Consider the following 12,376-nt stretch of genomic DNA (forward strand, 5'->3'; position numbering starts at 1 on the left):
GATGAAGAAAAATTTCCTGCTCATATCGGCATTGTTTCTTTCCACGTCTGTCCTGAAAGCAGAAGAACAGAAGCAGAGCTCCCAAACAGAGCCTAAAGTCAACATAGGCCTGAAAGCAGGATTTAACTCCTCCATGTATTTCACCAGCCGCCTGCAACTGGACGGACAACGTTTTGAAGACATACAAAACAACTACAAGGTAGGCTATTTTGCCGCCTTGTTTTTCCGTTTCAACATGAAACGCCATTTCATCCAACCCGAGTTTACTTATAACGTAAACAAAGGAGATATCACTTTCGACAAAAATCAAAACAACGAAACTCTCCCACCCGATTTTGCCACTATCCGTTCCACCATCCATTCATTGGAAATCCCCCTGCTGTATGGATACAGCTTCGTCAAAAGTCATCCATACGGCATGGCATTCTTCATCGGTCCCAAACTGGAATATATCTGGAAGAGAAAGACGAAAGAAGAATTCTCCAACTTTGGGCATGACAATATTCAAGAAGAGTTACACCCCATCAATGTGAGCAGTGTCATCGGTTTAGGCGTAAATATCTCGAATATTTTTTTTGATTTCCGCTACGAAATAGGGCTGACCAACATATCAAAAGAAATCATTTACGAAAAGAACACCAACGGAGAAATATCCCACGAAAAAGGCATTGTTATCAACCGTCATAAAAACGTACTCAGCTTCTCATTGGGAGTTATTTTTTAAATTATCACAGTAGCGAAAGATTTTCCCGAATTTATTTCCTTCTAACCTAAAATTTCTTAACTTTGTGAACTCTAAATCGAATATCGTACATAAACTTATTATAAAAAGAAATGAAAAGAGACGATTTGATTTTCGATATCATCGAAAAAGAGCATCAACGCCAGCTCAAAGGTATCGAGCTGATTGCATCCGAAAACTTTGTCAGTGACCAAGTAATGCAAGCCATGGGGTCTTGCCTTACCAACAAGTATGCCGAAGGTTATCCGGGCAAACGCTATTACGGTGGTTGCGAAGTGGTAGACCAAAGCGAACAAATCGCAATCGACAGACTAAAACAAATCTTTGGTGCGGAATGGGCCAATGTTCAGCCTCACTCCGGTGCACAAGCCAATGCCGCTGTTTTCTTGGCGGTCTTGAATCCGGGCGATAAATTCATGGGATTGAATCTGGCTCACGGTGGTCATCTGTCACATGGTTCTTTGGTAAATACATCGGGGATCATCTACACTCCGTGCGAATACAATCTGAACAAAGAAACAGAACGTGTAGACTACGATCAGATGGAAGAAGTGGCATTACGTGAAAAGCCGAAAATGATTATCGGCGGCGGCTCTGCATACTCTCGCGAATGGGACTACAAACGTATGCGTGAAATAGCCGATAAAGTGGGTGCCATCTTGATGATTGATATGGCTCATCCGGCCGGACTCATTGCCGCAGGTCTGCTAGACAATCCTGTAAAATATGCTCACATCGTTACCTCCACCACTCATAAAACACTTCGCGGGCCTCGTGGCGGTGTCATCATGATGGGCAAAGACTTCCCTAACCCATGGGGTAAGAAAACTCCGAAAGGTGAAATCAAGATGATGTCGCAACTATTGGACTCTGCCGTATTCCCGGGCATCCAGGGCGGACCGTTGGAACACGTTATCGCTGCCAAAGCTGTTGCCTTCGGTGAATGTTTACAACCTGAATATAAAGAATATCAAAAACAAGTACAGAAGAATGCCAAAGTATTGGCACAGGCTTTGATAGATCGTGGCTTTACCATTGTATCCGGTGGCACCGACAATCACTCCATGCTGGTAGATTTACGCACTAAATATCCTGATTTGACAGGTAAAGTGGCTGAAAAAGCATTGGTTTCTGCCGATATCACAGTAAACAAAAATATGGTGCCGTTCGACAGCCGTTCAGCATTCCAGACTTCGGGTATCCGCCTAGGTACTCCTGCCATTACAACTCGCGGTGCAAAAGAAGATTTGATGATTGAAATTGCCGAAATGATTGAAACCGTTCTTTCTAATGTGGATAATGAGGAAGTAATTGCACAGGTTCGTGCCCGCGTGAATGAAACAATGAAGAAATATCCTATTTTTGCTTATTAAAAACAGGAAACACTTACATTTACCATCAAAGAAATGGGGATTGTGTCTAAACATTGAGATAGACCGGTTAGTTTTGACGCACCCCCATTTCTTGAACTATAAAAGAAAAACAAAAGCACGTTTCACACGTATCAAGGGATTAAGGCACTGTTTCACAATCAATTGCAGTGAAACATAGAATAATGTATTAAGCTGATGATACTTCATACAACAACCTCCCCCCCAAAAAAAGACCAAGGTCTTTTTTCAAAACTCTTTCGGCTTTCAAGAAAACACCAAGGTCTTTTAAAAAAACATCAAGGCCTTTATGCAAAACACTTCCGGCTTTTTTGAAAAAGCCTAAATGTTTTCCATCTCTACTGGAAATCCTCCTTTATTTTTATACCTTTGCACACATTTTACATTAACGACTGATGAAAGGAACAAAGAATCTAACTCAAGGTCCCATTCTACGCCAGCTTTTTACTTTAGCAATGCCCATTATGGCTACTTCTTTTATCCAAATGGCATATAGCCTGACAGATATGGCATGGGTAGGAAGATTGGGAAGTGAAGCCATTGCCGCTGTGGGTTCCGTAGGGATTCTCACATGGATGTCCACCGCCATTGCCTTGCTCAATAAAGTAGGTGCCGAAGTAAATGTGGGGCAAGCAATCGGTGCTCAAGACGAACAAGCCGCACGTAATTTTGCTTCCAATAATATTACTTTAGCACTGTTGATTTCCGTACTTTGGGGTGCCATACTATTTATCTTTGCACGCCCTATCATCAGCATCTACGAATTGCAACCACACATCGAAGACATGGCAGTGGAATATCTGCGCATCATATCTACAGCATTGCCGTTCGTATTCCTGTCCACTGCTTTTACCGGAACATTCAATGCAGCAGGAAGGAGTAAGATTCCTTTCTCAATCAACGGTATTGGTCTGATAACTAACATCATACTAGACCCTCTCCTCATCTTTGGTTTAGGATGGGGAACTACCGGTGCCGCTATCGCCACCTGGCTGGCAGAAGCCATCGTATGCTTTCTTTTTGTCTATCAATTAAAGAAGAAAAAGATTCTGTGGGACAACTTTATTTTCTTTACACACCTTAAAAAACAATACGCCGTACGCATTATCAAGATAGGACTCCCTGTAGCAACATTCAACACCCTATTTGCATTCGTCAATATGTTTCTCGGACGAACCGCCTCCGAACAGGGTGGGCATCTAGGGCTGATGGCTCTCACCACAGGCGGACAGATTGAAGCCATAACCTGGAATACCTCACAAGGTTTTGCCACTGCACTCAGCGCTTTTGTAGCTCAAAACTACGCAGCACGCCAAGTAGCCCGTGTACTGAAGGCCTACCACACCACCTTGTGGATGACTTTTATCTTCGGCACCTTCTGTACCTTCATTTTTATATGTTATGGTAATGAAATATTTTCTATCTTTGTACCTGAGAAAGCAGCTTACGAAACCGGCGGTGTATTTTTACGCATTGACGGATACTCCCAAATATTTATGATGCTTGAAATCACCATCCAGGGAGTATTTTACGGAATCGGACGTACAATGCCGCCTGCTGTGATAAGTGTCAGCTGCAATTATCTGCGCATCCCGATGGCACTCCTGTTCGTCTCATGGGGATGGGGATTGCCGGGCATTTGGTGGAGCGTAACCATTACCAGTACAATGAAAGGGATTATCTGCCTGATATGGTTTATGGCTATCAAGAAAAAGGCATTAAGTTATCAGGCTGATTGATGAACAATTTTTGCATTAAGTCATTATATAATTAAAAACAAATGAGATTATGAAAAAGACTAAATTTATTGCTTTTTTGCTGAGTGCGACATTAGTATTCAGTGGATGTGGTAACATGAATAATACAACTAAAGGCGGACTAATCGGCGGCGGTGGCGGTGCTGCCTTGGGTGCTATTATCGGAGGTATTGCCGGACACGGCAAAGGTGCTGCTATCGGTGCTGCCGTTGGTGCTGCCGTTGGTACGGGTGCCGGTGTTTTGATTGGCAAGAAAATGGATAAGGCAGCTGCCGAAGCTGCTCAGATTCAAGGTGCTCAGGTAGAGCAAGTAACTGATAACAACGGACTTCAGGCTGTAAAAGTTACTTTCGACTCGGGCATTCTCTTCAACACCGGAAATGCTTCCCTAAGTCCTCAAGCCAAATCAGCATTGAGCAAATTCGCCAACAATGTATTGAATCAGAACAGAGGCATGGACGTATCCATATATGGTTACACCGACAATCAAGGTTGGAGAAACAGCACTGCCGAACAAAGCATCCAAAAGAACCTCAACTTGTCTCAAGAACGTGCACAAAGTGTGGCAAGTTATCTGTTGAGTTGCGGTGCCAGCACTTCTCAAATCAAATCAGTTGAAGGTTTGGGCCAAGCCGACCCTATAGCAAACAATGATACTGCCGAAGGACGTCAACAGAATCGTCGCGTGGAAGTATATATGTATGCCAGCCAACAAATGATTCAGCAGGCTGAAGCCGGTACATTGAAATAAATTATGTGATAAAATCACGCTTTCAACTACCTCTGTGAGTAGATTTGAAAGCGTGATTTTACTTTTTTCGCTACGCAAACATGAAGAAAAAAAAGATTCTTAAGTTTATCCGCAATCTATTGATTATATTCTTTGGCTCATCTATTCTGTCAGTCATAGCTTTGCGTTTTATCCCCGTTTATTTTACTCCCCTGATGTTCATCAGAACCGCACAACAGATAATTCATGGCGAAGACATCAAATGGAAACACACCTGGGTGTCGAAAGAGAAGATTTCCCGCCATCTGCCCATGGCTGTCATAGCTTCGGAAGACAACCGGTTTGCCGAACATAATGGATTCGACTTTAAAGAAATAGAAAAAGCCATGGAGGAAAACAAGACCAGAAAACGTCCTCGCGGCGCAAGCACTATCAGCCAACAAACTGCCAAGAACGTGTTTTTATGGCCGGCCTCCTCTTGGCTGAGAAAAGGGCTGGAAGTGTATTTCACGACTCTCATAGAATTATGTTGGAGTAAAGAAAGGATTATGGAAGTTTATCTCAATTCCATCGAAATGGGAAAAGGAATCTATGGAGCAGAAGCCGTTGCCAAAGAGCATTTTCATAAAAAGGCAGGTCAATTGACTCCGGGTGAATGTGCCCTGATAGCAGCCAGCCTGCCCAATCCCCGCAAGTTTAATTCGGGCAAGCCAAGCAACTATATGTTTAAAAGACAAAAGAAAATTCTTTATCTAATGAAATGTGTTCCCGCTTTCCCCCCAAAAGAAAAGAAGAAGGCGGAAAACACTTAGTCCTGCCTTACAATACGGATATGATTCGAACCCCGGTATGAGTCCTTTTATTCTTTGAATAGTCATACATTGGCTGAGGGTCCAGAATTACCTTCTTTGCCACAGAGGAAGCATGCAGCAAATGAAGGGTATCTCCCACCCAACAGACAAAACCGACGTGTACCACATCAAGTCCGGTAATATTCGTTGTGATTGCCAATATATCACCATCCTTTATATTCAACTTATAAGGAGGATAACTCAGTTGGTCTTTCGGAAAGTAAGTAACCACACTCCCATTCAACGCCTGTTCCTGTCGCACTATTTCAGCTACTAAAGAGGGATTATCTTTCAGCTGCCTATAACTGTCGGGATGGGTAGACATGAAGTTGAGATGCAACTCCTGTTGCAGGGTGCTGAATTCGTCTGTCCGCTCCTTTACGATACCCTTCCGCTCATTATCCTTTATCCACTCGCTGAAATAATGCAGACGTGATGGATAGCCATTCAATACTCCGCCCCTATAACGCATATGTTGCAACGCTTTTTTAAAACTGCCAAAGTTCCTTTCCTTGTCTTTATCTGCTAAAGCCAAAGCTAAAACCGTCTCAACAAAAGTCGTACAATCCACCTTGTCCAAATGAACTACAAGGTTTTCCTCTTTGCCTTCATCCAAGGTTCCCGCCACGTAAGGCACGCCCAGCATCTGTCGGGCAAAAAACATTGTTCTGCTGCTATCGCCGGGCAATGCCGACGCTTTCTGCAATAAAGCCTCCACTTTTATACTGTCTTTCTCTTGAGCTGCCGCAGGAAGCATCAGCATTCCTGTCAAAAAGAATAATAAAGCCGTTCGTTTCATCCTGTTGGTTTTCTGAAGGAGTAAAGATAGTAATTAAATAAATGATAATAAAAAAACAGGCGCCTGTTTTTTAGAAAAACAAACGCCCGTCCCTTGTTGCTATATTATAAATCAAGCGAAAAACTCCGTTCGTTCCAAGTAAGCAATGACATCACCTTTGTTGACAACCGCACCCTGTGCAGCACATACTTCCACTACTCTTCCGGTGAAATTGGCCATTATCTTTTCGTATTCTCCCCATGGAGTGGAAATATAACAGAACACTTCGTCATGCTGGTATTTACGACCGATAAAAGGAGCTGTCGACGGACCTTCCACCGATACTTCCCACAATACCTGTCCTTTTTCGGGCGCAATAATCGGGTCGGCCTTGGCGCGCTTATACTTTTTGATTTCTTCTTCATTAAAACCACTCTTTGCCATTGCCGCATCTTTGGCACGCTGCAGGTCATCCAAGAAACGCTTCTTGGCAACTCCTGATTTATAATCACGATATTGGCGGTCGTGCATGGCCAATTCAAAGAGCTCTTCATCATCTTCTCCATAGTCCCAACCATTTTCATCCATTTCTTTGCGATAGTTGTCCAACTCATCGGGATAGTTCTTCTGTGGGTCTTCATCCGTAAATTCCAACCCTTTGCTCTTTGCCAACTCTATAATTTCGGGAGCTAACTCACCGGGCAGCTTACCACTCTTTCCTAATATCATATCCCAAGTATGATTGTCTATCATGGTCCAGCGTCCCTCACCCTTTATCAACTGCATTACGTTCATCAGCGCCACATTCTTTACATATTGGCTAAATGGAGTTACCAACGGAGGATAGCCTAATTTCGGCCATACATATTCCACTTCCTCAAACAGCATCACCACCAAGTCATCCAGACTCATCGGCTCCTTGCCCTGTCCTTTCAATATCAAGTTGATGCCCGAATGAACACCCTTCAAGTCAGCCATCATGGAACCCATCATGCCGCCCGGCAGTCCGCAACCGAGCAACAACGAAGACATGTGTTTGTTGGTAGGGTCGATAAAATAACCCAAGAAATCATCTATAAACTCTTGCGTCATGCTGCGCGCTTTCATATAAGCCTTCATATTGATTTCGGGCACCCGGAAACCGGCATTCTTCAGCATGGCCTGAACGGAGATGACATCGGGATGCACCTTTCCCCATGACAAGGGTTCCATTGCAACATCAATAATATCGGCACCGTTTTCACAAACCTCCAAAATAGACGCCATCGATAAGCCCGGCCCCGTATGTCCATGATATTGGACAATCACTTCGGGATGTTTTTCCTTGATATTTTTCACCAGTTGCCCCAACATTTCGGGACGTCCAATACCTGCCATATCTTTCAGGCAGATTTCGGGAGCCCCTGCCTCTATCAATTGATCTGCTATGCGGGAATAGTACTCTACGGTGTGAACCGGAGAATAAGTAATACACAAGGTAGCCTGCGGAATCATTCCGGCTTCCTTGGCATATTTTATAGAAGGAATAATATTGCGCACTTCATTCAGACCGCAAAAAATACGAGTGATATCAACTCCCTGTGCATGTTTCACCTTATACATCAACCGTCGCACATCAGCGGGAACGGGATACATTCTCAATGCATTCAAACCACGATCGAGCATATGAGTCTGAATACCTGCTTCATGCAATGGTTTGGTAAACGTACGGACTGCTTTATTCGGGTTCTCCCCATAAAGTAAGTTCACTTGTTCAAAAGCACCTCCATTGGTCTCCACGCGGGCAAAACAGCCCATCTCAATGATAAGAGGAGCTATCCGTGCCAACTGGTCTGCTCTGGGTTGATACTTTCCTGATGACTGCCACATATCGCGGTAGACCAAACTGAATTTGATTTCTTTTTTCATAATTATATTTCGATTTAAAGGTGTTTCGTCCTTCTGCAAATATAACAAATGAATAAAAAGAAAGTTAATATTCAAGTAGATTTTTTATCCTCTAAAAACATGTTTAATATCATATTGCCAGCTATACAAAACAGAATAGGCCGAACTTATCCGACCTATTCTTTCTTTTTGTTATTTACAGACGCTAATTACACAAAATCACGTAGCTGTCCCTGCAAGCGTTGACGAGTAAAAAAGATACGACTTTTTACTGTTCCAAGCGGCAAAGATAATTTTTCGGCTATCTCACGATATTTAAAGCCTGACACATGCATGGCAAAGGGAATACGGTATTCATTCGGCAAGAGATTTACTACCCGGTGTATTTCCTTAATGTCATAAGCACCTTCTGTACTGTCAAAACCGGAATCCTGTGGCAAGTTCAAGTGGTATAAGTTATCGGTGTGGTCGACAAATGTTTGGTCACGTACAATTTTTCTGTAATTATTAATAAAGATGTTACGCATGATTGTGTACATCCATCCCTTAAAGTTTGTATCGGGAATATACTTATCCTCATTGTCTAAGGCTTTCAGCGACGTCTCCTGCAATAGGTCGTTAGCTTCCTCACGGTCGGCTGTCAGTTTATAGGCAAATCGAAGTAATTCTTCTTGCACACTAAGCAGGTTTTTCTTAAAACTAATACTATTCATAAGTTTTTAAGTTTAGGTTTATAACTCTTTGTTCATGCTCTCGTGCTGCAAGGATAAGGCTTTTTTAAGGGGCGGACAAGGAAAAACTATCAAAATAGGGGGTAAAAACCGCCAATTATCAGTTTCTACCCCCTATCTTGTCGATTAACAGGTGGTTTTCGGAGCTATTCTCCTTTTAAAGTTGGTAAACAAATACTATATTTAACAGCCAAAATACGAGTGAAAAACACCGTTACTCCTCCTACCACCTGGCATCCGTAAGCCTCCATTCCGGCAAAGTCGCATATCCAGTAAGCCAGTCCGCCCACGACACACGCCATTGCATAAATTTCCTTACGAAAGATTAACGGAATCTCATTAATAAACACATCGCGGATTACACCTCCGGCAGCACCCGTAATACTACCCATGATAATGGCTACCCAATAAGGATACCCCAATGCAATGCTCTTGCCCACACCTACAACGGTAAACAAAGCCAGACCGATGCTGTCAAACAAGAAGAATGTATTGTGCATGTGAATCAGATACTTTCCAAAAGCAATCACCCAGAACAATGCAAGCCCCGTACATATCAAATAAATGGGGTCGGTCATCCATCCCGGCGTCACATCCAACAACACATCGCGAATTGTACCTCCGCCGATAGCCGTTGCCATTCCTACTACATAAGCCCCGAACCAGTCAAATTGTTTAGCCGAAGCAAGCCGGATGCCACTAATGGCAAAGGCAAACGTTCCTATAAAATCCAAAACTTGTACAAATGTTATCATAAATAAACTTATTTGGCTGCAAAGTAACGAATAATTTCGATAAGAAAACGTATTTTTGTCTTTTGAAAATAGCTAAAATGAAATGAAAATAACAATTATCGCAGGCGCACGCCCCAATTTCATGAAAATTGCTCCCTTAATGCGTGCTATTAACGCTGCCAAAGCAGCAGGTAAGAACATCAGTGCCCGTCTGGTATATACAGGTTCGGACGAAGACAAGAGCCTGGAGCCCTCTTTGTTCACCGACCTCGACATGCCCCGTCCCGATGCATATTTAAGAGTGGATGATACTGATTTCTTCCAACGAATGGCAGGCATTGTCGTTGCCTTTGCCCGTGAGCTGGAGAAGCATCCTGCACAAATTGTCATTGTGGTAGACGACCTCACTCCCACTATGGCCTGTTCTATCGTAGCTAAAAAGAAAGGGCTGAAAGTTGCTCATTTGGTAGCCGGGACACGCTCTTTCGACATGGATATGCCGAAAGAAGTCAACCGTATGATTACCGACGGACTTTCGGATATCCTATTTACTGCCGGAATGGTGGCAAACCGAAACTTAAACCATACGGGAACAGAACAGGCTCATGTCCATTTTGTTGGAAATATCTTAATCGACACTTTGCGATACAACCGCACAAGACTACAACGCCCTGTGGCTTTCTCTATTATGGGAGTGAAGGAAAAAGAATACGTACTGCTTACTTTAAACCGACATACATTAATTAATAACGATGCTGTTCTGAAAACCCTTTTCCATACAATATTGGAAAAGACAGATAAACCGATTGTCGCTCCTTTACATAATTATGTAAAAAACAAACTGAGTGCCCTGGGCATTCATTCCGAGCGACTGCATATTCTTCCTCCCCAACCCTATCTGGCTTTCGGATATATGGTAAATCAGGCGCAGACCATTATCACAGACTCGGGTAATGTGGCTGAAGAAGCTACCTTCCTCGGTATTCCCTGCATCACACTGAACACTTATGCCGAGCATCCTGAAACCGTAAGTATCGGTACGAATTGTTTGGTGGGTGAAGATGCCGGAGCTTTGTCTGCGGCACTTGACAGGCTGAATAAAGGCGAATGGCAGAAAGGACATCTGCCGGAACGCTGGGACGGTCGTGCTGCCGAAAGAATTGTGCAAACCTTGCTCGAAGAGAAATTATAAAGAGAAAAGGAATAACCATCACTTTTAATCGGCCCGGCGCAGTGCTATTGGTCATTCCGAAACAAAAAAGAAGAATCTGCTGACACAAAGTAATGTGCGCAGATTCTTCACAATATCCAAAATGACAAAAGATACAATACCGTATTTACCAAGTATAGTTCAAACCGAAACTCAGCAATTCCTGCAACTGGAAATAGCTCTTATTATCCTCCGTCAACTTCACGCCATCATCATAGCGGGCATGAACGAATAATTTCGTCGACAAATAACGGTTCAACACGAAGTTGAATGTGTTTTCCCAACTGGCAATTACTTTATCATAAGTAGTAAAGTATTCCAATTTAGACTCCCATACGATACTCGGGATAATTGTCCAAGTGAGGTTTCCCGTAAATTTAGAACCGATAAGGTTGGCAGTGCTGTGCCCCGGCTCCACATTAAAAGCAGCAGGATCGGTAATTTTATCATTACTGATATACATAAAGGTATATGCCAGCGGAGATGTCAGCAAAGACAAAGTATAATTCTTCTTGTTTTGCTTAAAGTCCATACCGAGGGTTATATCAAGCTGTGCCGGAGACATGAAATTAGAAATCATGTCGTTCGTATTGGTTTTGTAGTTAGCAAAGAACTGGGTCTTGAACTCGGCAGCCAATGTATAATACCAATTCTTGAATGCTTTCACACCGAGCTTACTGTTCAAACGGAACAAATCGGCGTTTGTCTTATATTTATGAACCGTATCAGAAGGGGCAGTGACGAATCCCAACTTCATCTCCAGCTTATTTTCAAATTCCAGCCGCTGACGGTCATCAAAATTAGCTTCAAGCACTAAGCCCGAGAGCAAAGAGTTAGTACTTTCACCACCTTTATACCAATTGTCCGAAATATAATGCTGTGTAAACTGAGCATATCCGTTTCCTTTATATTTCCAGAAGTTGGGACGAACAATCACCAAATCACTTTCCGTATCCACACTCTCCACCGGATTTTCCGGTTGTAAGAAGCTCTTAATATGCTCTTTACGTGGATTCATTACAATCTGGCTGTCTTCCAAAGGCTTCAAGTCTGCCAGATAAAGCTCATTACCCAACACTCTCTCAGGATACTGCATATAATAATTAAGAAGAATTTTATTCACCCAACGGTCTACCTTGGCCGACCGTTCCAAATCAGGCACAGTAAACAACCGAATAGAATCCTGTTTGGCACGATAAACCGAATCTGCCGCCGTGTGTTTAGTATTATATTCTTCGGGCGACCACTTCAATTCGAAAGCCTGCTCTACCGGTGCGGTATAATAAGTAGGCGGAACAAACAATTTATAATAAGCCGGGTCACGGCGGACACGCGGAGCCGGAGCATCCAAGTCATCCCACATTCTAAAATAAGCATAATAAGCTGCTCTCAAATTAGCCAAAGAATCGGCAAATGCCGCTACCGCAGGACTTGCCTTCGCTTTTGTTATCTTCTGCGCCGGTGCTACAGAGCAAAACAAAGCCAAAATCAAGGGTAAAGCCAGTTTTCTTTTCATATTCTTTATCGTTTTTGCGTAAAAAGGCACTTAAATGGTGCAAAAGTAC

At 43.0% G+C, this 12,376-nt stretch carries 11 protein-coding genes; 6 read left to right on the forward strand and 5 right to left on the reverse strand.

What is annotated here, in order from left to right:
- Position 1 precedes the first annotated feature (1 nt).
- The 5 genes from HMPREF1534_RS12290 to mtgA all read left to right on the forward strand — a co-directional run bounded on the left by HMPREF1534_RS12290 (position 2) and on the right by mtgA (position 5,432).
- Positions 2–724, forward strand: coding sequence for a porin family protein (locus HMPREF1534_RS12290; protein WP_025066849.1), 723 nt, complete (start codon positions 2–4; stop codon positions 722–724).
- A 110-nt stretch (positions 725–834) separates the two neighbouring features.
- Positions 835–2,115, forward strand: coding sequence for a serine hydroxymethyltransferase (gene glyA, locus HMPREF1534_RS12285; RefSeq protein ID WP_005938843.1), 1,281 nt, complete (start codon positions 835–837; stop codon positions 2,113–2,115).
- A 413-nt stretch (positions 2,116–2,528) separates the two neighbouring features.
- Entirely contained in the window at positions 2,529–3,872 is a 1,344-nt protein-coding gene (locus tag HMPREF1534_RS12280) for an MATE family efflux transporter (RefSeq protein ID WP_005938846.1), read from the forward strand.
- A 49-nt stretch (positions 3,873–3,921) separates the two neighbouring features.
- Positions 3,922–4,641, forward strand: coding sequence for an OmpA family protein (locus tag HMPREF1534_RS12275; RefSeq protein WP_005938849.1), 720 nt, complete (start codon positions 3,922–3,924; stop codon positions 4,639–4,641).
- A gap of 80 nt (positions 4,642–4,721) precedes the next feature.
- The gene (mtgA, locus tag HMPREF1534_RS12270) at positions 4,722–5,432 is read left to right on the forward strand and encodes a monofunctional biosynthetic peptidoglycan transglycosylase (RefSeq protein ID WP_005938851.1); all 711 of its coding nucleotides are present in this window, start codon (positions 4,722–4,724) and stop codon (positions 5,430–5,432) included.
- A 7-nt stretch (positions 5,433–5,439) separates the two neighbouring features.
- Here mtgA and HMPREF1534_RS12265 read toward each other — a convergent pair whose 3' ends face one another.
- The 4 genes from HMPREF1534_RS12265 to HMPREF1534_RS12250 all read right to left on the reverse strand — a co-directional run bounded on the left by HMPREF1534_RS12265 (position 5,440) and on the right by HMPREF1534_RS12250 (position 9,622).
- Complete coding sequence (locus HMPREF1534_RS12265) at positions 5,440–6,270, reverse strand: N-acetylmuramoyl-L-alanine amidase-like domain-containing protein (RefSeq protein ID WP_005938853.1); 831 nt, start codon at positions 6,268–6,270, stop codon at positions 5,440–5,442.
- 111 nt (positions 6,271–6,381) lie between these two features.
- On the reverse strand, positions 6,382–8,157 hold the full coding sequence (locus HMPREF1534_RS12260) for a biotin/lipoyl-binding protein (RefSeq protein WP_005938854.1): 1,776 nt from the start codon (positions 8,155–8,157) through the stop codon (positions 6,382–6,384).
- A 188-nt stretch (positions 8,158–8,345) separates the two neighbouring features.
- Complete coding sequence (locus HMPREF1534_RS12255; protein WP_005938855.1) at positions 8,346–8,849, reverse strand: RNA polymerase sigma factor; 504 nt, start codon at positions 8,847–8,849, stop codon at positions 8,346–8,348.
- Between the two features lie 164 nt (positions 8,850–9,013).
- Positions 9,014–9,622 carry a trimeric intracellular cation channel family protein gene (locus tag HMPREF1534_RS12250; RefSeq protein ID WP_005938856.1) on the reverse strand — a complete coding sequence of 203 codons (609 nt, stop codon included), beginning with the start codon at positions 9,620–9,622 and terminating at the stop codon, positions 9,014–9,016.
- A gap of 82 nt (positions 9,623–9,704) precedes the next feature.
- Between HMPREF1534_RS12250 and HMPREF1534_RS12245 the strand changes: the two genes are divergently transcribed.
- Positions 9,705–10,793, forward strand: a complete 1,089-nt coding sequence (locus HMPREF1534_RS12245; protein ID WP_005938857.1) for a UDP-N-acetyl glucosamine 2-epimerase — start codon at positions 9,705–9,707, stop codon at positions 10,791–10,793.
- A gap of 145 nt (positions 10,794–10,938) precedes the next feature.
- On the opposite strand, the gene HMPREF1534_RS12240 is transcribed toward HMPREF1534_RS12245, so the two are convergent.
- The gene (locus HMPREF1534_RS12240; RefSeq protein ID WP_005938858.1) at positions 10,939–12,327 is read right to left on the reverse strand and encodes a DUF3078 domain-containing protein; all 1,389 of its coding nucleotides are present in this window, start codon (positions 12,325–12,327) and stop codon (positions 10,939–10,941) included.
- Positions 12,328–12,376: the final 49 nt, after the last annotated feature.

It is taken from the genome of Phocaeicola massiliensis B84634 = Timone 84634 = DSM 17679 = JCM 13223 (genome assembly GCF_000382445.1).
GTDB lineage: Bacteria > Bacteroidota > Bacteroidia > Bacteroidales > Bacteroidaceae > Phocaeicola > Phocaeicola massiliensis.

What these genes read in the sequence shown, in the direction of transcription:
- glyA (WP_005938843.1), top strand. Translation starts at nt 835, where the DNA reads ATGAAAAGAGACGATTTGATTTTCGATATCATCGAAAAAGAGCATCAA.
- HMPREF1534_RS12260 (WP_005938854.1), bottom strand. Translation starts at nt 8,157, where the DNA reads ATGAAAAAAGAAATCAAATTCAGTTTGGTCTACCGCGATATGTGGCAG.
- HMPREF1534_RS12245 (WP_005938857.1), top strand. Translation starts at nt 9,705, where the DNA reads ATGAAAATAACAATTATCGCAGGCGCACGCCCCAATTTCATGAAAATT.
- HMPREF1534_RS12265 (WP_005938853.1), bottom strand. Translation starts at nt 6,270, where the DNA reads ATGAAACGAACGGCTTTATTATTCTTTTTGACAGGAATGCTGATGCTT.
- mtgA (WP_005938851.1), top strand. Translation starts at nt 4,722, where the DNA reads ATGAAGAAAAAAAAGATTCTTAAGTTTATCCGCAATCTATTGATTATA.
- HMPREF1534_RS12250 (WP_005938856.1), bottom strand. Translation starts at nt 9,622, where the DNA reads ATGATAACATTTGTACAAGTTTTGGATTTTATAGGAACGTTTGCCTTT.
- HMPREF1534_RS12255 (WP_005938855.1), bottom strand. Translation starts at nt 8,849, where the DNA reads ATGAATAGTATTAGTTTTAAGAAAAACCTGCTTAGTGTGCAAGAAGAA.
- HMPREF1534_RS12280 (WP_005938846.1), top strand. Translation starts at nt 2,529, where the DNA reads ATGAAAGGAACAAAGAATCTAACTCAAGGTCCCATTCTACGCCAGCTT.
- HMPREF1534_RS12240 (WP_005938858.1), bottom strand. Translation starts at nt 12,327, where the DNA reads ATGAAAAGAAAACTGGCTTTACCCTTGATTTTGGCTTTGTTTTGCTCT.
- HMPREF1534_RS12290 (WP_025066849.1), top strand. Translation starts at nt 2, where the DNA reads ATGAAGAAAAATTTCCTGCTCATATCGGCATTGTTTCTTTCCACGTCT.
- HMPREF1534_RS12275 (WP_005938849.1), top strand. Translation starts at nt 3,922, where the DNA reads ATGAAAAAGACTAAATTTATTGCTTTTTTGCTGAGTGCGACATTAGTA.